Source organism: Rhizobium sp. AN5 (assembly GCF_900215255.1).
Taxonomy (GTDB): Bacteria; Pseudomonadota; Alphaproteobacteria; order Rhizobiales; family Rhizobiaceae; genus Agrobacterium; species Agrobacterium tumefaciens.
Window position 1 is genome coordinate 1,194,262 of the sequence record NZ_OCMJ01000004.1, and the last position, 23,562, is coordinate 1,217,823.

The 23,562-nt window shown below is 57.6% G+C and carries 23 protein-coding genes and 1 pseudogene; 7 read left to right on the forward strand and 17 right to left on the reverse strand.

Annotated elements, in window-relative coordinates; all coding sequences use genetic code 11:
• The first annotated feature begins 284 nt into the window (after positions 1-284).
• Positions 285-935 carry a pyridoxamine 5'-phosphate oxidase family protein gene (locus CRP02_RS18300; RefSeq protein WP_097172839.1) on the forward strand — a complete coding sequence of 217 codons (651 nt, stop codon included), beginning with the start codon at positions 285-287 and terminating at the stop codon, positions 933-935.
• 97 nt (positions 936-1,032) lie between these two features.
• Here CRP02_RS18300 and CRP02_RS18305 read toward each other — a convergent pair whose 3' ends face one another.
• From CRP02_RS18305 to CRP02_RS18325, 5 genes are all read right to left on the reverse strand, one after another.
• Positions 1,033-1,674 (reverse strand): cytochrome b, encoded by a 642-nt coding sequence (locus tag CRP02_RS18305; protein WP_097171904.1) that lies wholly within the window; start codon positions 1,672-1,674, stop codon positions 1,033-1,035.
• A 3-nt stretch (positions 1,675-1,677) separates the two neighbouring features.
• Positions 1,678-2,457: an anti-sigma factor family protein gene (locus CRP02_RS18310; protein ID WP_097171905.1), complete on the reverse strand. Its 780-nt coding sequence runs from the start codon at positions 2,455-2,457 to the stop codon at positions 1,678-1,680.
• Positions 2,454-2,960: a sigma-70 family RNA polymerase sigma factor gene (locus tag CRP02_RS18315; protein WP_097171906.1), complete on the reverse strand. Its 507-nt coding sequence runs from the start codon at positions 2,958-2,960 to the stop codon at positions 2,454-2,456. The genes CRP02_RS18310 and CRP02_RS18315 overlap by 4 nt, the downstream gene beginning before the upstream one ends.
• A gap of 5 nt (positions 2,961-2,965) precedes the next feature.
• Complete coding sequence (locus CRP02_RS18320; RefSeq protein WP_097171907.1) at positions 2,966-3,355, reverse strand: hypothetical protein; 390 nt, start codon at positions 3,353-3,355, stop codon at positions 2,966-2,968.
• A gap of 111 nt (positions 3,356-3,466) precedes the next feature.
• The gene (locus tag CRP02_RS18325; RefSeq protein WP_097171908.1) at positions 3,467-4,033 is read right to left on the reverse strand and encodes a YceI family protein; all 567 of its coding nucleotides are present in this window, start codon (positions 4,031-4,033) and stop codon (positions 3,467-3,469) included.
• 600 nt (positions 4,034-4,633) lie between these two features.
• On the opposite strand from CRP02_RS18325, the pseudogene CRP02_RS18330 reads away from it, so the two are divergent.
• From CRP02_RS18330 to CRP02_RS18355, 5 genes and pseudogenes are all read left to right on the forward strand, one after another.
• Positions 4,634-4,804: pseudogene (locus CRP02_RS18330) on the forward strand (ABC transporter permease); the annotation flags it as partial.
• Between the two features lie 232 nt (positions 4,805-5,036).
• A complete protein-coding gene (locus tag CRP02_RS18335) occupies positions 5,037-6,146 on the forward strand; it encodes a PAS domain-containing protein (RefSeq protein ID WP_097171909.1) in 1,110 nt (369 codons plus the stop codon).
• An 11-nt stretch (positions 6,147-6,157) separates the two neighbouring features.
• A complete protein-coding gene (locus CRP02_RS18340; RefSeq protein WP_097171910.1) occupies positions 6,158-6,607 on the forward strand; it encodes a response regulator in 450 nt (149 codons plus the stop codon).
• Between the two features lie 3 nt (positions 6,608-6,610).
• Entirely contained in the window at positions 6,611-8,929 is a 2,319-nt protein-coding gene (locus CRP02_RS18345) for a GAF domain-containing protein (RefSeq protein ID WP_323455374.1), read from the forward strand.
• Positions 8,930-9,276: 347 nt separating this feature from the next.
• Positions 9,277-10,437, forward strand: a complete 1,161-nt coding sequence (locus CRP02_RS18355) for a glucoamylase family protein (protein ID WP_097171912.1) — start codon at positions 9,277-9,279, stop codon at positions 10,435-10,437.
• Between the two features lie 160 nt (positions 10,438-10,597).
• Here the strand turns inward: CRP02_RS18355 and CRP02_RS18360 are convergent, their stop codons facing one another.
• The 12 genes from CRP02_RS18360 to CRP02_RS18415 form a co-directional block, all read right to left on the reverse strand.
• Positions 10,598-10,993, reverse strand: coding sequence for a c-type cytochrome (locus CRP02_RS18360; protein WP_097171913.1), 396 nt, complete (start codon positions 10,991-10,993; stop codon positions 10,598-10,600).
• Between the two features lie 68 nt (positions 10,994-11,061).
• Positions 11,062-11,622, reverse strand: coding sequence for a gluconate 2-dehydrogenase subunit 3 family protein (locus CRP02_RS18365; protein ID WP_097171914.1), 561 nt, complete (start codon positions 11,620-11,622; stop codon positions 11,062-11,064).
• On the reverse strand, positions 11,622-13,307 hold the full coding sequence (locus CRP02_RS18370) for a GMC oxidoreductase (protein ID WP_097171915.1): 1,686 nt from the start codon (positions 13,305-13,307) through the stop codon (positions 11,622-11,624). Before CRP02_RS18370 ends, CRP02_RS18365 begins: the two co-directional genes overlap by 1 nt.
• Positions 13,308-13,460: 153 nt before the next feature.
• A complete protein-coding gene (locus CRP02_RS18375; RefSeq protein ID WP_179784065.1) occupies positions 13,461-14,315 on the reverse strand; it encodes a sugar phosphate isomerase/epimerase family protein in 855 nt (284 codons plus the stop codon).
• Positions 14,316-14,443: 128 nt separating this feature from the next.
• Positions 14,444-15,613, reverse strand: a complete 1,170-nt coding sequence (locus CRP02_RS18380) for a Gfo/Idh/MocA family protein (protein ID WP_097171916.1) — start codon at positions 15,611-15,613, stop codon at positions 14,444-14,446.
• 11 nt (positions 15,614-15,624) lie between these two features.
• Entirely contained in the window at positions 15,625-16,674 is a 1,050-nt protein-coding gene (locus tag CRP02_RS18385) for a sugar phosphate isomerase/epimerase family protein (protein WP_097171917.1), read from the reverse strand.
• A gap of 33 nt (positions 16,675-16,707) precedes the next feature.
• Complete coding sequence (locus CRP02_RS18390; RefSeq protein WP_097171918.1) at positions 16,708-17,730, reverse strand: LacI family DNA-binding transcriptional regulator; 1,023 nt, start codon at positions 17,728-17,730, stop codon at positions 16,708-16,710.
• A gap of 3 nt (positions 17,731-17,733) precedes the next feature.
• On the reverse strand, positions 17,734-18,702 hold the full coding sequence (locus tag CRP02_RS18395; RefSeq protein WP_097102525.1) for an ABC transporter permease: 969 nt from the start codon (positions 18,700-18,702) through the stop codon (positions 17,734-17,736).
• A gap of 1 nt (position 18,703) precedes the next feature.
• Positions 18,704-19,648 (reverse strand): ABC transporter permease, encoded by a 945-nt coding sequence (locus tag CRP02_RS18400; RefSeq protein WP_097171919.1) that lies wholly within the window; start codon positions 19,646-19,648, stop codon positions 18,704-18,706.
• Positions 19,645-21,138 carry a sugar ABC transporter ATP-binding protein gene (locus CRP02_RS18405; protein ID WP_097171920.1) on the reverse strand — a complete coding sequence of 498 codons (1,494 nt, stop codon included), beginning with the start codon at positions 21,136-21,138 and terminating at the stop codon, positions 19,645-19,647. The genes CRP02_RS18400 and CRP02_RS18405 overlap by 4 nt, the downstream gene beginning before the upstream one ends.
• Positions 21,139-21,257: 119 nt before the next feature.
• Positions 21,258-22,280: a substrate-binding domain-containing protein gene (locus CRP02_RS18410; protein ID WP_003498934.1), complete on the reverse strand. Its 1,023-nt coding sequence runs from the start codon at positions 22,278-22,280 to the stop codon at positions 21,258-21,260.
• Positions 22,281-22,580: 300 nt separating this feature from the next.
• Positions 22,581-23,054: a ribonuclease H family protein gene (locus CRP02_RS18415; RefSeq protein WP_097171921.1), complete on the reverse strand. Its 474-nt coding sequence runs from the start codon at positions 23,052-23,054 to the stop codon at positions 22,581-22,583.
• Positions 23,055-23,172: 118 nt separating this feature from the next.
• Here CRP02_RS18415 and CRP02_RS18420 point away from each other — a divergent pair, with 118 nt between their 5' ends.
• Entirely contained in the window at positions 23,173-23,553 is a 381-nt protein-coding gene (locus CRP02_RS18420; protein WP_097171922.1) for an RDD family protein, read from the forward strand.
• Positions 23,554-23,562: the final 9 nt, after the last annotated feature.

Genomic DNA, 23,562 nt, shown 5'->3' on the forward strand with positions numbered 1-23,562 from the left:
GGGGCCTTAAGGTAAGAACCCTACTACACTGTCTATACAGGACTGCCCGCAATCAAAAGCTACCGTAGCCGTTTCAGTGATTGTCGTGCCTCTATCGCTGCCCGTTCTACTTCTTGATTGAAATGGAAATCTGCGATAGTACTAATATTGAGGTACGTACCTCAAATTTAGAAACCGCTCAAATGTGGACAAAGAAGAATAATCGATATGTCAGCAATATCCAGGCGTTTTCGTCTGGTGAAGCTGATGGGAACAACGGGGCAACGTCACAAGGGTGAGGGATGATGACGGCGTTTGAACTTGATCCGGAATTTGCAGTAACAGATGAGCCATCGCTTCGAGGGTTGTTCGAGGCGACCCACGCGCTAGCGATATTGAAGTGTCAGGACACCATTGGCGAGCATGCGCGGGAATTTATCAGACGCTCCCCGTTCCTGTGCATAGGAACGCAGAATCTGGCAGGAAGTGCTGACGTAAGCCCTCGCGGCGACCCTGCGGGGTTCGTCAAGATTCTTGATGAACGCACACTCGCGATACCGGATCGACCGGGTAACAATCGTCTGGATACGTTGACCAATATCATTGCCAATCCAAGCGTCGGGCTGTTGTTTGTCATACCGGGATTTGACGACACGTTGCGTGTGAACGGGCAGGCAAAGCTCGCAACCGACCCGGAGCTTCTGAAAAGCATGAGCATCAATGATCGTGCGCCCAAACTCGCGATTGTCGTCAGGGTGAGCGAGGTTTTCATGCATTGCGCCAAGGCGTTTCGGCGGTCGCATTTGTGGAGCCCGGATCATTTTCAGGATCGCTCCGAGATGCCGTCGCTCATCAAAATCATCCTTGACGAAACGACGGGCGCGCCCAGCAACAGGGATGAGATGCGGAAAATGGACGACGATCTGGAAAAGGACTACCAGAGAACACTTTACTAGCCGCCTCACTTGCAAAGCAGCGATGGTGGCAGGCGAGGGTACCTCGCCGGCTACTGGCTTTGGAAAACGGCGCCCAGGCTTTCACAAGTTTCGGCGTCTATTTTCGAGGGGAGGCGGTGCGACTGGTGTTATCTGCAGCAGCCCTGAAAGGGCTCATGCGCCGAAGCGTTGGATCTTTGCGGATGAAATGGTGCCACAGCGCCGCTGCCACATGAAGAACGACGATAACTGCGGCAAGATAGGCCAGAGTGGCGTGAACCTCAGTCCAGAAGGCTTCGGCTTGGTCGGAGATCGCCATGGGTAGTCCCGGCATGACGACAAGATCAAAGACGTAACTGGGGATCTGCAGAGGAGACGTCGACGCGACGGCCCAACCGGCAAGGGGAACGGCAAGAGTAAGGAACAGCAGCGCGGCGTGAGCCGCCCGTGCAGCCAACCTCGAAGCCATCCCTTCATCATCCAGAGCCCGCGGTTTCCTGCTGAAAACCGACCAGATGAAGCGGGGGGCGGCGAGGGCCAGAACCAGAAACCCAATCGACTTGTGATACTGAAAAAGATTGAACTGAAGCACCGGATCGATGTCGCGGCTCATAAGATATCCCAGCGCAAGCTGCGTGATGAATAGGAGCGCGATCGTCCAATGGAAAACGATCGCTACCAAACCAAAGGAGGCGGACGTGTTGCGCCATCTCCTTACGCCTCCCGTCGCTCTATCGGAATGACCCTTGAGATATTGCATCGGCTAACTCAGCTGTTGATAGGTGTCTTTGGCAATAGCGTCCATGCGGTCGGACGGCAGGCTGCCGACCAGGGCGCAGCGGATTGTTTCGTCATCCCAGGACACTGTTTCCAGCGCGTCGACATTGGAGCGCCGCATGGCGGTATCGCTCGAGTCAGCCGCGGCCACGATATAAAGAGTGATACGCTGCCCACTTTTGTCTTCATACATCAGCTGAGCTGCGGCGCCTTCGGAACTGGGAAGCACCCGGCCGCCGACAAGGGACAAGCCATGGCGGGTGAGGTCCGGCACGTTCAGTTTACGGTCCAGCCGTTTTGACAGCCATTTCGGCAGGCTGGAAGCGTTCTCGGCATCCGCCCGAACTTCGACCGGGTGCAGAACCTCGCTTGCAAACAACTTATGCGCCTGCGTCGCATCCGCCACGATGGAATGGGCAGGTGCCTCGACCTCCGACACAAGTCCGCGCCCGAACCAGCCACCTGTCAGTCCAACGGCCAGGACCAGGACGGATGCGGCTGCCAGATTGCGCCAATTGGCACGCTCCGACCGCAAGCGCCGCTCCATCCGATAAACATCGAGGCGCTCGGGTAAAACATCGACATCAGCAGGACGATAGAGAGCCGTAAGTGTCGCATTCTGCCGCTGCCATATCTCGACCTTGCGTGCATCGGCCGGATTGGAGGCGAGGTGGGAGCGAACGGCATCACGTCGCTGGTCTTCCAGCTGCCCGTCGACATAGGAGATCAGATCGGCTTCCGTTATCTGCGGCTCGTTGCCAGTCATTTTATCACCTTGAGATTTGGCTGGTCTTCCTGGTTCATGCGGGCCAAGGCTGTTCGGGCGCGCCCCAGACGGGACATCAAAGTGCCCAACGGAATTTCCAGAACCTTCGCCGCTTCCGCATAACTCAGACCTTCAACGACGACGAGGAGGAGAGCCTCACGCTGCTCGCCTGACAGTTTTTCGATGGCGCGGGCCATTTCGGCAAGCGCGATCCGGCCCGTCTGCGCCGCCGGCACAAACATCTGTTCGGCAACATCATCAATCGGGATCTGCGAGGGCCGGCGGTTTCTGCCGCGCAGATTGTTGCGGTAAACGTTGACCAGCACCCGGTACAACCATGGACGTAACGGCCCCTGCGGCCGCCACAGCGCCTTTTTGCGGATGGCTCTTTCCAGGCAGTCCTGAACGAGATCGTCAGCCGTGTCACGGTCGTGCGTGAGCGCATTCGCGTAACGTCGAAGCGCCGGTATGCAACTTGTAATCTCGTCCAGAAAATCAGGCATGGGTGCTATTCCTTAGCAACGTGCCAGACGCCATCAACACCATCACCTGTGACATCGCCGGGCTTCTTGTCCATCTGCCAATGATACAGCGGCTTTCCATCATGCGACCACTGCATCGTGCCATCCCTGCGGGCGATTGGTCTGTAGTGGCCATCCGCCTTGTCGGTTTTGGCAGCCGCAAGCGGCGGCCATTTCTTCGCGCAGCCGTCATAGCAGGTTGACGAGCCATTACCATCATTGTCGAACGTATAAAGGGTCATCCCCTTGGCGTCAGTCAGGATCGTGCCCTTTGCCGTCGCCGTTTCAACCACCGCGCCACCGGCGTATGGTTCGGCAAGCGCGGCAGTGGAGGCGAGCGCGAGAGCGCCTGCCAGAATGAAATGATGTGCACGCATGAGATCGTCCTTTGAGAGGTAACGGTGCGGACACCATGTCCGATACAAGACAGAACACCGGCCAGCGGCAATTAATCCCGTCCCACCGACTTTTTTGAAGTTCCGTCGTTTTTATCTGACGCCCTTCAAATCTATGTCGAAGGCAACCGTATTCGAATAGAGCGGCACGCCAACACCCATGCCATAGGGCAGGCGAGGGATACTTCCGGTGACATGGAAGGTGACGGAACCCTTTTGCTGCTCAACGAATGTTGCGTGAAAAGTCTCGGCTCTGGAGACGCCTCGGGCCGTGAGCACACCTTCAACGACCGCGCTGCGCGGCCCGTCCTGCGTAACGCGGTTGGAGCGAAACACGATCTGCGGATAGGCGGCGATGTTGAAAACCGCGCTGGACCGCAGGAAATTTTCCACCCGTTCCTGGCCTGTCTTCACGCTGGAAGGGTTCAAACTGATTTCCACATAGGACTTGGACGGTTGGTCCGGATCGATATCGAAGCGGCCGGATATATCGGGAATAGTGCCGTTGATGCCCGGACCGGCAACCTGTGCAATCGAAAACCCGATGTGCGAGGTGGGATCGATACGGTAACGCCCGGCGGCGGACGAAAACGGGCTGGCAGATACAGGTGTGCAGGCCAATGTCGCAATGACGAGAGTGATGGAGTAGAGGTACTTCATGGCGCAGGCTCCTTCATGAGTACGTGGTCGTACCCATGAGAACACCGCTGGCGACTATTTAATCCCCATCAGTTCCGACAGATCATCAAAATCTTTGCCGCATCAGCCAAAGCATGGGCATTTCGTCAGCAATGTCCTTCATCGGTTCAAAGCCCACTCGCGGAAGATTTTCTTGGCGGCAATGGCGTTTTCTGGAGCACTGCTTCACCCTGGCTCGAAAAGTAAGGCTAGGTGCTTTCTCTAAATCCTTTGCTCGCTACTGTGCTCAAGCGATGTACAGAGCGTCGCGGCGGCGCTGATGAAGGTGAGGCGCTCAGGACCATAGAAAGCTTCATCTGGCTGCTACATACGATAATCGCATAAGATAGATTATGGAACTTTTGTTGATTGAAATGTCTTGCGTTTTCAGTCCAAATGACATTTTAGGCAACTTCAGAACTCGTTTTGAACATTATCTGGCTGTTGCGTTATCGCGCTACGTCGAAGCGTAACGCATCCTTTCGCTCTAAACAAAACACCACTCAATTTCCGCCCAACATTATTGCCTGAAGCGATACTGATGGAGCATGCTCCCATGGAATGGCGTCGCGTCTCTGGCTGGGCCTCGGTTACCTGATCGCCCGTTCGGAAGGTAACTTCGACGCGGTCGGCGTTTTCGCCGGGATCATCATTCTCGCCATTTTTGTTCTCGTCATCGATCTCATTCTCGATGTCGCCGAGAGGAAGCTGATCACCTGGAGGCCGAACGCGGGCGAAGAACGGACTGCTTGAGGTTTCGACCCAGTCTCATATCAAGCGGGGCGGCCAGTTGGTCGCCCCGTTTTTGTTCTACTGACGTCATCAGGCCGATCTCTCGGCTATCGAACGCCGACGGACCTGCTCACGGGCAATATGCAGAAAGATGGTGGATCCCCTACCCTGTAAAACGGGAATGATTCACTTTGTCGTTGGAACCAAATTTCCATTCAAACATTTTAGGGGACCGTTACCTTCAGGACCTTGCATGAAAGATAATGATCTCTTCCGGCAGGATGCTCAAGACGCTGGAGAGCGTCTAGTATCTGGCCACGCTTCTGAAGATCCGTTTGCGGCAGCCTTCAAGGCCACCCGCATGCCCATGATCATCACAAATCCACTCCAGAAAGACAATCCAATCATCTTCTGCAATGCTGCTTTCAGCAGATTGACGGGCTATTCCGCCGAAGAGCTGGTTGGTCAAAATTGTCGTCTGCTCCAAGGTCCAGACACGGATCCTGGCTCAGTTACGAAGCTGCGTGAGGCAATCGCAGCCGAGCAGGATTTGGCGATCGACATCCTTAATTACCGCAAGGACGGATCAGAGTTTTGGAATGCTCTCTTCGTAAGTCCGGTTCGCGATGCTTCCGGAACTGTCATCTATTTTTTCGCCTCGCAACTCGACTTCACCGATATCAAGAGCAAGGAAGCCGAACTCGCTCGCGCCCGCCACATCGCGGAGGGAGAGGTGGCGCAGCGAACGGCGGATTTGACCGAGGCATTGCGGGCAAAAACAACCCTCGTCCACGAGGTTGATCATCGCGTAAAAAACAACCTCCTGACTATCGCCTCAATCGTGAAGCTTCAGGCGCGGATGACTGATAACGATGTTGTGGAGCGGACATTGATGTCTGTGCTGAACAGGGTCGAAGCACTCAGCACCGTTCAGCGCAAGCTTCTGAACGATGAGGATGTAGGGCATTTCGATGTCGCGGATTTTGCCAATACATTGATGCTCGACAAGATCGGCGCCTTGAAGCGAACCGACATCATTCTCACCACCGATCTTCACGAGGTTGTTGTTCCGGCGACCAAGGCCTCCCCCCTTGCATTGATCATCAACGAACTCATCGGTGACGCCATTCGCAGAGGGTTGAAGGACCGAGGCGGGCAATTGCACCTGGAGGTCAAGCGCCTCAACGGCCACTTCCTTGTCAGGGTTGCCGATACCGTCACGCCGGGCGAAATGGACAAGGAAGAAGCAGCCTTTAGCAAAAAGATGCTGGAAGCATGCGTAAAACAATTGCGCGCTACGATCGTTCGGACCGTTGAAGGTCGCTTCTCGGATGTTCGTGTCACGCTTTCTGTAAAAGACTGAAAGGATCTCCTGTGAAAATCTTGATCGTAGAGGACGAAGCCCTGCTCGCGATGGAACTCGAAAGCGAAGTGGAAGATGCCGGACACGAGATTGTGGGGATCGCTGCCGACAGCAAGGAAGCTATCGAGCTTGCCAACAAGGCACTGCCGCAATTCGCATTTGTAGACATTCAATTGCTGGATGGTCCAACGGGAATCGAAGTCGGCCGATACCTTTCCTCGAGTTCCATCCCTTATGTTTTTGTTTCGGGCAACCTGAAGAGAATACCCGAGGATTTTGCGGGCGCACTTGGAGCGATAGAGAAGCCGTACACCATGAACGGTTTGCAAAATGCCTTGCAGTTCATTGAGGGGATTGTCATTGGCGCGGAGCGCTCCGTCACCCCTCCTCCCAGCCTCGTTGTTTCGCCCAAACTGCTTGCCGCCTTGTCGGCTTGTTCAACGCCGCGCATGTGCGGATAAGGATTGACCTTGAATTCACCGTCGGAACGCATTGACGCAGTTCGAAACTCTGGGCTGCTTGATGTCCAGAGCCCACCTGAATTCCAGGATATTATCGAGGTCGTCAAAACCGGCCTGAAATGCCCAGTGGCGTTGATCTCGATTCTGGACGAGCATCGGCAGGTTTTCATCGCCCATGTCGGGTTGCCACCCAAATGGGCCGCAGCAGCGGAAACGCCACTCACCCATTCATTCTGTCAGCATGTGGTCCGCGACAGACAGCCTTTGATCATCGGAGATGCGACGCTTCATGATCTCGTTAGAAATAATCTGGCCATAACCGATCTGGGCGTGATTTCCTACATGGGAGTGCCTGTAACCCTCCCTGACGGCATGGTGATCGGCGCGCTCGCAGCAATCGATGGAGAGCCACGCACATGGACGGAAACCGAGCTGCAGTTACTGAACCAGATCGGAAGGGTCGCCTCGAACCAGATTGCGACCTTCCTTTCCGAGCGACGCTGGGGTGCGCTTTTCCAGCAATTGGAGGAAGGCATCGTCGTGGGCTCGGTGATCCGTGACGTCGACGGAACGATAGTCGATTGGCGGTACGAGACGGTCAATCCCGCATGGAGCACTCTTCTCGGATTACCAGGCGATAATGTGCCTGGTCGAACCATGCGCGAACTCTTTCCAGAATTCGAGAATGAGTGGGTTTCCGATGTGGTGGAAGCCGTCGAGACCCAACAAAGCAAGCGTTTCACCCGCAAGATCGGATCGATGGACCGGTGGTTCGACGGCTATGTTCAAGCCACTGGTGAAGACACGTTCGTCATCATGTTCGTTGAAGTCACTGATCGTATGCAAGCCCAGGAGGCTCTGCGCGACAGCGAAACGAAGCTTCGCCTGATCGTCGAAGGCGCCAAAGACTATATTATCATGACGATCGATGAAGACCAGCGCATTACAAGCTGGTTCGGTGGAGCGCAGGAGACATTTGGCTGGTCGGAAGCCGAGATGCTCGGACGGCCGTTTGAGTCGATTTTTACTGAGGAAGACCGGGCAGCCGGCGTTCCTGCGACTGAGGTGCGCAGAGCCACGTCCGAAGGGGTTGCACCCGACCGCCGATGGCACCTCGCTGCCGATGGCTCCAGCATCTTTCTGGACGGCACGATCCGGCCGATGTCCAACCATTCGTCGCCCAAGGTCCCGGGTTATATCAAGGTCGCACGCAATGCCACCGCTCAAAAACTGTCAGAGGACAGGCAGCTTGCATTCCTGGAACTCGGCGAAAAGATCCGCGAGCTGGATACTGTTGCGGAAGTGGCATTTGCCGCCGCCGAGATTTTAGCACGGAGTCTGAGGGGCGCGACGCGGGCGGGCTACGGCATCGTTGACCCTATCGCCGAGACGGTGCAGATGCTTCCCGACTGGTGTGCGGAGGGAATGTTCACTGTCGCAGGGCTCCATCATTTCAGGAATTACGGATCCTACATCCAGGATTTGAAGCGCGGCGAGACGGTCATCATACCCGATGTGGCGACGGATCCGAGAACCTCCGCTTCAGCCGAGCTTCTACACTCAATAGGCATCTCCGTCCTCGTGAATGTGCCAATCATCGAAAGGGGTGCATTCGCGGGGGTCATGTTCGTACACTACGACAAGCCGCATGAATTCTCGTCTGAGGAGCGCGATTTTGTGCGTACGATAGCGGACCGCACGCGTGAGGCGATCTCCAGGATTCGGGCCGAGCAGGAACAGCAGGTTCTCAATCACGAGATCAGCCACCGGCTCAAAAACACGATGGCCATGGTTCAGGCGATTGCGACACAGACGCTTCGCCCCGTCACCGACAGAGCCCCTGTCGAAGCCTTCACGAGCAGATTGCGTGCGCTTTCCAATGCGCATGAGGTTCTCCTGAACCAGGACTGGTCGTCAGCGCGCATGGTGGCAGTGATCGATTCCGTGCTTCGCCAACTTTCTCTTCCCGAGCGATACCGCATATCGGGCACCGACATGGAAATCGGGCCTAGGACTGCGCTATCCTTGGCCCTGTTGATGCACGAGCTTGGCACAAACGCCTTGAAATACGGAGCCTGGTCTTCTGATGCCGGAACCGTCGTTATTTCATGGACGATAGAAGATGCCGGCGGCGAGAATGCGCTTGTTCTGGAATGGAAGGAGCAGGACGGTCCGCCGGTGACCGCTCCATCGGGTAAAGGTTTCGGATCGAAGCTCATCCGGCTTGGTCTGATGGGTACAGGCGGTGTCAAGGTCAATTATGATCCTGACGGCCTGCGGGTAACGATGCAGGGACTGGTTTCCCATTTGAGACAGTCATGATGAGCGTGACCTCGAATGCTGCCGATGTGGCAACCATACTCGTCGTCGAGGATGAGCCGCTGCTACGCCTTGCCGCACTGCGAAGAGCAGATCGTGGAGACGATAAGGCAGATGCTGCGGTAGCCGAGAATTTTTGCGGCTACCGGCATTCACCGCTCCGCTTGGAATTTGGAGATGGTGACAGAGTCAGATAAGGCTTGGCAGTCGATCTGCCCACTGATTGCCGCTGGTCCCTGAGGTTGGAATTGACGGATAAATTACCTGCTGAACTTGATGGTTTGCATCGCAATACCTTTGAATATTTCTGGTCCGGGAGCCACCCGGAGAGTGGTCTACCGCGGGATCGTATGCGATCCGATGGTCTTGCGATCCATGAGATCGCGTCGGTCTCCGGGATCGGGTTTGGTTTCCTTTCGCTCATCGTTGGTGTCCGCCGTTCTTGGATAACCGAACAGGAAGCCATCGCCCGGGCGAGCCGGATGCTGAAATCGCTGGCAAGCGTGAAGCGTTTTCATGGCGCCTTTCCTCACTTCATCGATGCGTCCAGCGGAAGAACAATACCCTTCGCGAAATTCGACGACGGCGGAGATCTCGTTGAAACCGCTCTTCTGGTTCAGGCGCTGATCTGCGTCAGAGAGTTTTTTGGCGCGCAGACATCCTCCGAAATCGATTTACGCCGGTCCATAAATGAAATCGTCGAGACGGTGGAATGGGGCTGGTTTACCAGGGGAAAACCCGGGCCGCTGTTCTGGCATTGGAGCCGTCGGTATGCATGGGCGAAAAACTTGCCGATTGTGGGCTGGAACGAGGCCCTCGTCTGTTATGTGCTCGCGGCAGGTTCAACGACGCATGCAATCAGCGCCGAGTCTTATCATTCCGGATGGGCAAGCGATGGCGAAATCCGCAACGGATCGATGTATCTCGGTGTTCGGCTGCCGCTTGGCCAGCCGTATGGAGGACCGCTTTTCCTGTCGCACTATTCCTTCTGCACACTCGATCCGCGCGGTCTCGGCGATGTTTATTGTCACGACTATCTGGAGCAGGTTCACGCGCATTGCATGATCAATTACCGCTACTGCCGCACGCGCTACCCAAGTGAGGCCGGGTGGGGTCTGTCTGCGTGTGATGGGCCAAAGGGCTATGTCGTAAATTCTCCGACCGACGATGACGGCATCATCGCGACGACGGCAGCCCTCTCGAGCATGCCGTTCTTTTCTCATCGCTCACGCGAGGCGGCTTTGCGTTTTCTGCAATGGAACGATGGTGCACTCATCGGCCGCTTTGGCCTCATGGATTCATTCCAGCCCGCAACCGGCTGGGTGTCCGGAACCCATCTTGCGATCAATCAAGGGCCTGTTGTTGCGATGATGGAAAACTATCGCAGCGGCCTCATCTGGGATTTATTCATGAACGCACCCGAGGTGAAAAACGGCTTGGCCAAACTGGGCTTCCATCAGGACAGGTCTTTCGAAAAGTCGAGCCTGCAGGAAGGACGGACCGACCCCTGAGAACCGGTATTTGAGTACCGCAAATGCATCCTCGAGGACAACGCCGGAAGGCCTTGGTAATTCGTTGGCAAGGCCTTCGGCGCGCAGGATATGCTAGGGTAAATTCGTGGTCATCGTCTCAAAACTGCGGAAGTTTTGATGTCCGACAACCGGTGTGCTGTCATTCGGCAGGTTTCGAAGAGGCGCTTTCGATATAGGCGATAAGATTATCCAGTTCTTCCGGTTTGCTGATGCCCGCCAAGGCCATCTTGTTTCCGGGAATCTTCTTCTTGGGAGCGCTTAGAAAGTCTCGCAGTTCCTCCGGTGTCCACACCAGCCCTTCCTCGCCTGCTTTTTTCATCGCATTCGAGTAATTATAGTCCGGATCGCCGCCCGCCGTACGGCCGATGATCCCGTTAAGCTGCGAGCCGACCTTGTTTTTCGCACCTTCGCCGATGGCGTGACAGGCGGAACAGCGCTTGAAGGCCGCCTCCCCCTTGGTAACGTCGCCCTCTGAAAAAGCGGGAATGGCGCTTGCTGCCAGCATTGCCGCCGTGATGATCATTCTCTTGCGCATCGTGTCATCCTTGTTCTGCCGTATGAACGCGCCCGCCTGCGAATGCAGGCGGGCGGCTGGTTCTCAATTCAGGTCGTGCCCCAGGCGGGCGTACCCTTCTTGTAGGGAACGCAGGTCTCAAAGCCACCGGGGATCTCGTCGTAAACGAGAACCTCGGTGGCGCCGATCTTCGAGGTGAAGAAACCGAGCAGCGTCAGCTGCTTGACGAGTGTGAAGGGATGCGGTGCGGTCGGCGTCTGCTCCGCCCGGGCCTGTTTGTCCAGCGCAGAAATCAGCGTCTGCCGTTCCTGCGACGTCAGCTCCAGAAACGCCTTCTTGTATTCCGTCCGGCTGCGGTTTTCGATGTCAGCCATCGCGGAGAGGAAGAGTTTCCGCTGTTCGCCGGTATAACAATCAGCCGCATAGACTACCATGAATGCGCCAACGGCAGCGTCCTTCGCACCCGGGGTGGATGTGCGAGGGATGATCGTTTCAGCCACCTCGTCCAGAAGCCGGATTTCCTCCGGGCTGAACACGTGGGCATCACCGGCGGGCTTGGCGGCGTTTTCCGCCGCAGTGACCACGTCAGCGCCGATCAACGGAAGACCGGACGCAATGGCTATCAGTTTCAGCAGTTCACGTCTGTTCATCACAGGTTCCCCTTCTTGCGTTCGGAAACGGCAAATTCCGCGGCACGCGCCGTCAGCGCCATGTAGGTGAGCGACGGGTTGACGCAGGAGGCCGAAGTCATGCAGGCACCGTCAGTGACAAAGACATTCGGCGCATCCCAGACCTGGTTGTTGCCATTAAGCACGGAAGTTTTCGGGTCGCGTCCCATGCGGGCCGTACCCATTTCATGGATGCCCATGCCCGGCGCATAGCTGCCCCTCGACGGTTTGACGTTCTTGATGCCGACCGCTTCGAACATCTCGACTGCGTCATTGACCATGTCTTCGCGCATATCGAGTTCGTTCTGCTTCATCTCGACATTCATCGACAGGACCGGCAGGCCCCATTTGTCCTTCTTTTCGTGGTCCAGCTTCACGCGGTTCTCGTGATAAGGCAGCATTTCACCGAAGGCAGTCATGCCGATAGTCCAGGCGCCCGGTTGGGTCAGCGCTTCCTTGTAGTCGGCACCGATGTTGAGTTCGGCGATTTCCCGCTCCCAGCGCGAACGGCTGGCGGATCCCTGATAACCGAAACCGCGCAGATAGTTCCGCTTGTCGTCGCCGGTGTTGCGGAAACGGGGAATATAGAATCCCGCAGGGCGGCGGCCCTTGAAATAGAACTCTTCGAAACCTTCCACCTGGCCGGTGGCGCCCATGCGGAAATGGTGGTCCATCACATTGTGGCCGAGTTCGCCCGAACTGCTGCCGAGCCCTCCCTCCCACACGTCGGTGGCCGAGTTCATCAGAACCCAGGTCGAGTTGAGCGTCGAAGCGTTGAGGAAGATCACATCGGCGGTGTATTCATAGGTGAGGTTCGTTTCGGCATCGATGATCTCGACACCGCGCGCCTTCTTCTTGTCCTTGTCGTAAAGGATTTCTTTGACGATGGAGAAAGGCCGGAGCGTAAGATTTCCGGTGGCGACTGCCGCCGGCAGGGTCGATGACTGCGTGCTGAAATAGCCGCCGAAAGGACAGCCCAACCGGCACTTGTTGCGGAACTGGCAGCGCGTGCGCTCCTGATCGGGAAGTTCCTGGGTGATGTTGGCACAGCGCGAATTGATGAGGTGGCGCGTGCCTTTAAAGGCAGTTTTCAACCGGCGGGCCACATCCTCTTCAACGCAATTCAGCGGAATAGGCGGCAGGAATTCACCATCAGGGAGAATGTCCAGCCCCTCGCGGCTGCCGGAAATGCCGGCGAAACGCTCGACATAATCATACCAGGGAGCAATGTCCTGATAGCGGATCGGCCAGTCAACGGCGATCCCTTCTTTGGCGTTGGCCTCGAAATCGGTCTGCGACCAGCGGTAGGTCTGGCGTCCCCACAGCAGCGAACGGCCGCCGACGTGATAACCACGGAACCAGTCGAAACGCTTTTCTTCGACATAGGGCGTTTCCTGCTCGTCGGCCCACATACCAAGCGTGGCCTCTTCCAGCAGATAGTCGCGGCTGAGAACCGGATATTTCGCCTTCATCTCCTGCGTGGCGCGGTTGCGATGGGGATAGTCCCAGGCTTCCTTGTCGGCATTCTGATAGTCGGTGATATGCTCGATGTTTCTGCCGCGCTCCAGCAGCAGGACCTTCAGGCCTTTTTCCGTGAGTTCCTTTGCGGCCCAGCCTCCACTTATGCCTGAACCGACAACAATCGCATCATAATGATTGTCCGCCATGATAACTCCTCCGATTGGTACTTGGGTAAAAAGTCGACGAGACAATGCCCTCCCCGTCGCAACGCGGCGGAAACTTCATCATGCGTCTGTCGAACCTTATGCGCCCCGGCGAAACCGGCCGCCGGGGTGCGGTTCTGGTTTTACTGGCAGTGTTTACTGAATGGTCGGCAGGCGCTCGCTCAGGAACGCGTTGCCCTTGGTGACGACCGCTTCGGCATCGAGCGGAAGGTCGTGTTCAAGGATGAACCATTGTGCGCCGGCATGTTTGGCCGCCGGCAGGATCGTCTTCCAGTCGAGAACGCCGGTGCCAATCGTTGCAAAGCCGCGCTCGTTTTCAGCCGTGCCGGCCGGTGCATTGTCCTTGGCGTGGATTGCAAAAACCCGGCCGTTCAGAGTTCCGAGGAACTCAGCCGGATCATTGCCGCTGCGCGCCACCCAGGCGACGTCGAGTTCGCTCTGCAGTTTCGGGCCTGCGGCATCGAGCAGCAGTTCAAGCGCCGTCTTGCCGTCGAACTTGACCATTTCAAAATCATGGTTGTGATAGGCCATGGAGAGGCCAGCCGTGGAAAGCTTGTCGGCATATCCGCCCAGTTCCTTGCCAAAGGCTGTCCAGCCTGCGGCGTCCTTAGGGCGGTCTTCGGGCTTGAGGAACGGCACGGTCACGACCGGATTGCCGACAGCCTTCTGCTCGGTGATGACCTCGTCGAGATTGCCGCGAAGCTTGTCGATCGGCACATGCGAGGAAATGACCTTGATCGTGTGCTTTTCCAGAAGCGCGTTCAGCTCGCTGGCGCTGACCTTCTGCATATCCACCGTTTCCACGGCGGAAACGCCCGCGCGGTTGAGGATGGCAAGCTGCTCCTCAAGCGTTCCGGCGTTGCGCAGTGTGTACATCTGCGCGGCAATCGGCAGCGTCTTGCTGTCATCGGCAAAAACCGGATTTGCGATACCGGCCGCCAGCCCGACGACGAATGCCATCTTTGCGAATTTTGACTTGAACGTTTTCAAACGCGTAACTCCCTTTCCGTTTGATCAATATGACGACACGCCTGCCCGTGCTCTTCCGGACAATTAGTCGGGTAATGCTGGGCACAACCTCCGATGCCCTGCGTCGTCAGTCCCCGATATCCAGTGATCTAGATGTCGATCTCTACCCAGGACGAGGTCAGGCTGGACCGCACGGCCGCATCGATGAATGCGAGACCCGCAAGGCCGTCCTCTATGCCGGGATAAATCACATCCCCGGCGGCTGCTTTTCCCTCCCTTTTTGCGATGATTGCGTCTGCGGCTTCACGGTAGATCGTCGCAAAACCCTCGAGATATCCCTCCGGATGCCCTGATGGCACGCGGCTGACGCGGTTGGCGGCAGCGCCTGCACCCGCGCCATTGCGCGTAATCAGCCGCTTGGGCTCGCCGTAAGGTGTGAACCACAGCTCGTCCGGCACGCGGTGGTGCCATTCAAGGCCGCCCTTATCGCCATAGACCCTGAGCGACAGGGCGTTTTCATTGCCGACAGCGATCTGGCTTGCCCAAAGCATGCCCTTCGCGCCGCTTTCGTAACGCAGCAGGATATTGGCGCTGTCATCCAGCTGCCTGCCCGGAACGAAGGACGTGAGATCGGCGTAGAGGCTCGCGGGAGTTTCACCGGTCACGAAGGCGGCGGCGTTGAAAGCGTGGGTCCCGATGTCGCCGATTGCCCCGCCCGCGCCAGAGCGGCTCGGATCGGTGCGCCATTCCGCTCCCTTTGCGCCGGTCTTTTCGACCGCTTCGGTCAGCCAGTCCTGCGCATATTCGGCCTGGACATGGCGCAGCTTGCCGATGGCGCCGTTGGCCACCATCTCCCGCATCTGCCGCAACATGGCATAGCCGGTGTAATTATGCGTGAGGATGAACAGCCTGTCGGATGCCCTGACGATCTTCGCCAGCTCCTTCGCCTCCTCCAGCGTCGCTGTGACGGGCTTGTCGCAGATAACGTGGATGCCAGATTCGAGAAAGACCTTGGACGGGGCGAAATGCAGGTGGTTGGGGGTGACGATGGCAACCGCCTCGATACCGTCTTCACGACCGGCCTCGGCCGACGCCATCTCCTCAAACGAAGCGTAGGACCGCTCGGGCGCAATGCCGAGCAGGGTTGCCGAGGCGCTGGCGCGTGCCGGGTCGGAGGAAAGCGCACCGGCGACCAGTTCGTAACGGTCGTCGAGCCGCGCGGCGATACGATGCACCGCGCCGATAAAGGCACCCTGACCACCACCCACCATGCCGAGACGAATGCGGCGGCTATTAAATCTTGCTGTTGCGGAGGACATGTCTATCCCTTTCAAAGCCCGAGAAGGCGACGGTTAGCCGCATCATCGACGCCGCTTTTGGCGAAATCGTCGAAAGCCCGCTCGGTCACGCGGATGATGTGATTTTCAATGAAGCCGGCACCTTCACGCGCCCCGTCTTCCGGGTGTTTCAATGCGCATTCCCACTCCAGCACCGCCCATCCTTCGAAGTCGTATTGGGTGAGTTTGGAAAACACCGCGCCGAAATCGACATGCCCGTCGCCGAGCGAACGGAAACGCCCCGGCCGGTCGACCCAGCCTTGATAACCGCCATAGACGCCGGACCGGCCGGTCGGATTGAACTCGGCATCCTTGACGTGGAAGGCCCGGATGCGCCCGTGGTAGATATCGATGAAATCAAGATAATCCATCGCCTGAAGCACGAAGTGCGAGGGATCATAAAGGATGTTGGCGCGCGAATGATTGCCGGTGGCTTCGAGAAAACGCTCGAAGGTAATGCCGTCATGCAGGTCTTCGCCGGGATGCAGCTCGTAGCAGAGATCGACGCCATTCTCCTCGAATGTATCGAGAATGGGCGTCCAGCGCTTGCCGAGTTCAGCAAAGGCCATTTCGACAAGACCTGCGGGGCGCTGCGGCCACGGATAAACGAAAGGCCACGCCAGCGCGCCGGAAAAACTCGCATGGCTCTTGAGGCCCAGATGCTGCGAGGCTTTCGCCGCGCACTTCAGCTGGTTGACCGCCCATTCCTGACGCGCCTGCGGTTTCCCGCGCAGTTCGGCGGGCGCAAAACCGTCGAACATCTCGTCATAGGCGGGATGAACGGCGACGAGCTGCCCTTGAATATGAGTCGAAAGCTCGGTGATCTCGATGCCTGTCTCGGCCAGACGGCCCTTGATATCGTCGCAATAAGCCTTGGAAGCGGCAGCTTTCTCGAGATCGAAGAGCTTGGGATCGGTCGGCACCTGAATGCCCTTGTAACCAAGGGAAGCCGCCCATTGGCCGAGATTGTCGAGCGTGTCGAAGGGTGCCTTGTCCCCAACAAATTGCGCGAGGAAAATCGCCGGGCCTTTGATCGTCTTCATGTCCTTACACTCCTTGCATTCACTGTCTGGCCGCTACCGGTGCGGCGAACGGCAGGGCGCGACCGAGCCGCGCACCACCAGTTCCGTATCCAGCACGATGGTTTCGGCCGTGCGTTTGCCATTAAGCCGGTCGACCATCAGCGCCATGGCTTTGCGGCCCATTTCCTGCCGGGGCTGGCGCACTGTCGTCAGCGGTGGTTCGAAGGCATTGGCGAAAATTATATCGTCGAAGCCAATGACCGAGACATCGCCCGGCACCGACAGCCCGCGCCCGCGCAGCTCGCTGATTGCGCCAATCGCCATCTGGTCGCTCGATGCGAAGATGGCGGTGAAGGAAATGCCGTTTTCGAGAAGTCCGGCAATCGCCTGTCTACCGGCTTCGATGCTGTAATCGCCTGTCACGACGAGTTCATTCGCGTAACCGATACCCGCTTCTTCAAGCGCGTCGCGGTAGCCCTCGAAACGCTCCTGCGCCAGACTTTCCGGAAAAGGTCCGGCGAGATGCGCGATCTTCCTATGCCCTGCTTCGATCAGATGATGCACGGCGTTTCTGGACGCGGCGCGGTTGTCCACCTTGACGGTGGGCAGCGCGATGCCTGGCACGGTTTCCGAAGCTATGACGATCGGCGGCAGCGCGTCACCCTGATCGAGAAGCTCTGAAGGAAACTGGCCGGTCATCAGGATGAGGCCGTCGGCATGTTTCTGCCTGACCATGTCTATATGTGTCGCCACGCGGTTTTCGTCGTTACGGGCGTCTCCCATGAGCACCTTGAAGCCCGCCTCCCCCGCCGCTTCCTCCACGCCCTTGTAGATCTCGAGATAAAAGGGGTTGCCGATATCGCGAACGAGAAGAATGACAGTGTTGTTGGATTGACGCCTGAAGCTTGCGGCCTGGGCGTTGGGAACGAAGTTCGCCTGCCTGACGGCATCGAAAACCTTCTTCCTTGTTTCCGGGCGGACTTTGTCGGGTTGTTGCAGCGCCCGTGACACGGTCGCGATCGAAACGCCCGCGAGAGCTGCAACTTCCCTGATATTCGAACCTTGGTCTTTGCTCATCTGTCACACACGCAACTGCTTTTGGCGGCCATAAAGCAGCATCAGCGCAAGTAGCGTGACACCGAATATGATCTGCCGGGCCCATACATCGAGGTTGAGCGTTATCAGTACGCTTTGCAGAATGGTGAGCGCAACTGCCCCGGCCATGGTTCCGATATATCCGCCCGCACCACCGGCAAGCGAAGTGCCGCCGATGACAACAGCGATGATCGATGGAAGGACATATTGGTCGCCGACAGAAATGAAGGAGGTGCCGGTGTAGCCGATCACACAGACCCCGGTCAGACCGGCAAACAGGCCGGACAGGCCGTAAAGCAGCGTGCGGATCAAAGACACGGGCAATCCGACCAGCGTCGCCGCCCGCTCGTTGGAGCCGATGGCGTAAATGGAGAAGCCGAAGGCCGTGCGGCGCAGCACGAACAGCATGATCGCGGCAATGCCAAGCCAGACGAAGAGGACGCCGGGAATGCCGAAAACGAGAGGCCGGTTGATGAAGCCTGCCAGGAGGGGCGCCGCGGCACCTGATGGAACGCCCTGCGAATAGACCACCAGACCGCCCTGGATCACTGCCGTCATGCCGAGTGTCATGACCAGCGGCGGAATGCGCACGAAGGTGATGCCGAGGCCATTGATGAGGCCGATCAGGAAGGGAATGCCACCTGCGACAAGAATGGCAAGCGGTATGCCCGCATTCTGGCCGTTCATCATGTTGCCGGCAAGCACCGCGCCGAGCGAGATCATCGCGCCGACGGACAGATCGATGCCTTCGCGTCCGCCGAGGATCACAAGATTTTGGCCCGCCGCGACGATACCGAGAATGGCGGCGATCGTCAGCAGCCGCACGATCTGCGACCCTTGCGCGAAGCCGGGAGACAACAGTTCGCCGACCAGCAGCAGGAAGACTGACGCGCCAATCGCAATGGTCAGGGGATCGGTGATGATGGATTTGATTTTCAAACCGGGATTTGTCATCTCAACGCCTCGTCACCAGAACGCCGCCGGCAAGTGCCGTCAGCACGATCAACCCCTGCACCAATGTCTGGTACTCGAAGGGCAAGCCCGCAAAGAAAATCACGTTGCCGATCATGCCCAGCACCAGCGCGCCGGCGATCGACCCTGTCGAGCTGCCGAACCCGCCGGACAGTGCGGTGCCGCCAAGAACGACCGCCGAAATGGAAGAGAGCGCCAGGCTTGCACCGAGCAAGGGGTCGCCGGAGGCGGTCTCGCCCGTCAGGCACAGCGCTGCGAGCGCCGAAAACAGACCGGAAATCATGTAGGCGCCAATGCGAATGCCGGAGAGGCGCAAGCCCGTCTGGAAAGCGCCCGTGCGATTGCCGCCCACGGCCAACAAATGCACGTGAAACGGAATGCGCGACACAACGAGCGTAAAGGCAATGCCGGCCAACAGCATCCACAGCACGAAAGGCAAACCGATGAAGCTGCCGGAATAGGTCTGCCAATAGGCTTCCGGCACGGGAAGACCGGCCTGCGGCAGAACCCAGATCGCCAGACCGGCAAAGATGATGCCCGTCGCGAACGTGGTGACGATGGGCTGGAAACGCAGGCCGGATATGAACAGGCCGTTGACTAGCCCACAGATTAGTCCGACCGCAACTCCCGCTCCCATGCCCGCAATGACGGCACCCGCCGTTCCGCCAAGTGCAGCGATGACGCTGACGGTAACGACATTGGCGAGCGCTACGATGCTTCCGACCGACAGATCTATATCCCCCGCCAGAATGACATAGGTCTGACCGATGGCGACCAGGATCAGGGGAAGAAACGTCGTGAGGTTCGACTGCAATACGGCCGGCTGCACGAAAGACGGCTGCAGAAACGTGTTGACGCCGATGAGAACGGCCAGAACCACGAGAGTTATGATCCAGGGTTGCTTGCGCATAAAACCGAGGGAATTCATGCGGTGTCTCCATAGGCGGCGCGGGTCATGTTGACGGATGTCATGTCGGCTCCGGTCAGCTCCGCAGAAATGCGTCCGCCGTTGAACACGAGAATGCGGTCGGCATATTCAAGGATTTCCGCATCTTCCGAGGAATAGAGAAGAATGGTCGCGCCCGCGTCAGCCTGCTGGCGCATCAGCGCGAAGAGATCGGCCTTGGCGCCAAGATCGATACCCTTGGTCGGATCGTCGAGCAGCAGCAGTTTCGGCGCGGTGGCAAGCCAGCGGGAAATGAAGATTTTCTGCTGGTTGCCGCCTGAGAGCGTGCCTATTGGCATATCCATGCCGGCAAACTTCGTCTTCATGTCGTCCGCGACCTTCTGCACACGCGGCTTCAGTGTCGCGGGCCGGACCAGTCTCATCTTTTCGCGCACCATCAGAGCTGCAACAAGATTTTCGAAGATCGACCGGCCCTGAAGCGAGGCATCACGCCCTCGGTCGCCCGATACATAGGCAAAACCGTTATGAACCGCCTGCGAAGGCTTGCCGATGGCGACATCACGGCCCTCAAACTGGATTTGCCCGGCGGCAAAGGGGCTTGCGCCGAACAGACCCTTCAGCAAGGCCGACTGGCCCTGCCCCTGCAATCCCGCCAAACCGACGATTTCACCCGGATAGGCTTCCAGACTGACACCGCGAACACCCGCGCCCGCAACGTCCGTCACCTTCAGGCTGGGCGCTGCACCTGCGCGTCCCTGCTGGCGGTCAGGCGCGGCGCGGACATCGCCGACCATGTCGTGCACTACGGCCTCGCGGGTGGTAGCGGCGGTGTCGAGTTCCGAAATGGTCGCACCGTTACGCATGACGGTGATGCGGTCGCAGACAGCAAAAACCTCATCGAGCCGGTGGGAAATCATGATGGTGGAGATACCGTCCGCCTTCTTGACTCTGAGTATCTCGAAAAAACGCTCGGACTGGCGGCCATCAAGAGCCGCGGTCGCCTCATCCATGATCATGAGGCTGGCATTCTGGGCAAAAACTTTCAGGATTTCGACGAGCTGGCGCTGATCGGGCGGCAGATTGCCGACGATCGCATCCGGCTCCAGCCCTGTCCCGGCAACCCCGTCAAACAACGCGATCAACCTGCGCGCCTCGGCTTTCAGGGCCTTGGTGTCGACAAAAACGCCGCGCTTCGGTTCGCGACCGAGAAAAATATTGTCAGCGACGGAAAGCTGCGGAATGAGGCTTAGCTCCTGATAAAACAGCGCAATACCTGCATTTTCGGCGTCACGCGGGCTTTTGAAGCGCACGTTTTCGCCGTTGAACCGGATGGTGCCGCTGGTCGGCGCGACCGCACCTGCAACGATCTTGCAGAGCGTGCTCTTGCCGCAGCCATTGGCGCCCAGCAGCGCGTGAATTTCACCGCGACCAACGGTCAGCCTGCCGTCGGAAAGCGCACGCACGGCGCCAAAATTCTTCTGTATGCCGGCCGCTTCCAGAGCGTTCGCCATCGCATGTCCCCGAATTGTACTTGTCATTGTGCTTCGTCACTGGCGGACGCGCGCAATACGCGGTCCACATTCGAATTTCAGGTTTCGGGCTGGCGTTTGCCGCCAGCCCGAGACTGATCTTACTTGAAGAACTCGCCAGCCTGTTCCGGCGTCACGGTTGCCGTGACGGACCAATAGCCCGGCTTGCCTTCGGCGGACTTGATGTTGTCGGCGAGGTTGTCGTTGCTGACGAAGGGGATCGGAATATAGATGGCGTTGCCATAGGTACCGCCGAAAACGCCGTCCTTGAATTCCTTGCCCTGCAGCTTCAGAACGGCAACGTTGAGCGCGCTGGCCATGACACCCGGAGGATTGACGGAGGCGCCGGAGTTGAACTTTTCCTTTTCCCAGCGCGTCATGAAGTCCTTGCGGATTTCACCTGTCGCGGCGATGTCCTTGGTCTTGCCGGCGGCTTCGATTGCGCGCCATGCGCCATCAGCCATGCCGTCCTGCACCCATACACCGCTGATATCGGGATAGGTGGCGAGAAGGTTCTGCATGGCCTGCTGGCCCTGCGCCTGATCCCAGCTCGCATTGGCTTCGTTCAGCACCTTAATATCAGGATATTTCTTGAACACTTCGCGGTAACCGGCGACGCGGGCTTCGTTGGCGGGGTTGCCGGCGATACCGTTGATCGCGACGACGCTTCCCTTGCCCTTCAGAGAATCCGCAAGCCACTGTGCGGACTGTGCCGCCCAGGCCTTCTGGTCGATGCCGACATAGATCGCGTCCTTTGAAGACACTTCCGCGTCGGTTGCGATGACGAGAATGTTGCGCGCCTTCGCCTGAGCGAAGATTGGATCAAAGGCAGTTGGGCTGCCGGGATTGATGAGGATCGCATCAACGCCCTGGTTCATGAAATTGCGGATATGGCCGATCTGCCCCTGCACATCGACATTGCCGCTCTGAACGACAACTTCTACCTTCACGCCCTTTTCGCCCCACGCCTTTGCGGCAGCCTGGGCTTCCTCGATCATCTGTGTGCGCCATTCGCTGCCGACGAAAGAATTGGAAAGACCGATCTTGAAGCTCTGTTCCTGAGCGTGCACGGACGTGCCCGCCGCCAGCACCATAGCGGCAGCAGCCATCAAATGTTTAAACATGAAAATTTGCTCCTCCAAGCACGGTTTTTAACCAATGAAACCGTTTACATCCGCGAATGTAACCGGTTTCATAAATGAGTCAACCCAGCTGGGATTTTTTATGCACTCGTTGCCACAACGAATTGCCGACCCTTGGCGGAGAGATTGGGTGGCAATTTAAGGAGGAACAGCGGCGCCATATTGGCGTGGATTTCAGGGCTGACAGCGCCCCAATTTTGTCCGTGTGCGGACAGCTTGAAGCTCCGCGACCTCAACAAGAACAAGCTGCTGGCGTGCGTCTACAGGCCGGGTGGCGTGAGACTAATTGCCTCCATCCACGATCTTGGTACGGGCCAAAGCGTCCGCGAGATCGTTCCCGGCTATACCGGAATGTCCCTTGCACCACGCTATCTCGACGTTTGGATTGCGAAGGAGCAAACGATCCACATTCTGCCACAGAACGCCATCTGGTATCTGTCGCTTGCGTATTCGCGAATCTGGATTGATGCGCTTCCACCCGTTGGTACGCCAAATTTCGCGCCAGCGATGGCAACCTTCCATCACATGAGCGGAATCTGTCCAGAGCTTGGCTGGCAGGCCTGGAGCCTGCGCATCGAGCCACAAAAGTGCATTCATGACCGCCATGACTTCGAACGAATTGTTCGTAAGTCCGATTTCCGTTCCTCGCGCAGCATGGAGCTGCCGCTCGGTTTCAAACACGATGAATGCCCAGCTTCCCGATAATTCAACGGGGTCGTATGAACCATCCGCGTAGATGACGAGTGGAGCAGTCATGGAGCCCGTTTCCTTGCGTCAAAGGCGCTTGGAAAGAATGACAGCGCTTTCGGGTGTTTTCTGTAGATAGCTTGTACAATCATCTTATTCGAGTCAGATTCACGTCCAGGGATGAAACATGATCTTCAAACGCATCATCGCAGGAATAGTCGATCTCATCTTGCTCATCAGTGTGGCGTTTGCACCGACATTCATGGCCGCAGAGTGGCTACCGCAATATATGGACGCTCCAGCGGGGCAACCGCCGACACCTCTGATGGGCGTAACGCTTTTATGGCTGGCATCCGTGTTGTTTTGCTATTTCCCGGCCTTCGAAAGCAGCACTTTCATGGCAACTCCCGGAAAGCTGCTAATGCGATTAAAAGTCGTCCGGCGCACCGGCGAAAGACTGACCTATACGCAAGCGCTCTATCGCATGGTCTTCGGCCCGCTCGCAATATGGTTTCTGCCCTGGTACCGCGACCATTTCTCGGGTGGTGCGATTGTAAAGGGCCGCTGAGTTCGTGGT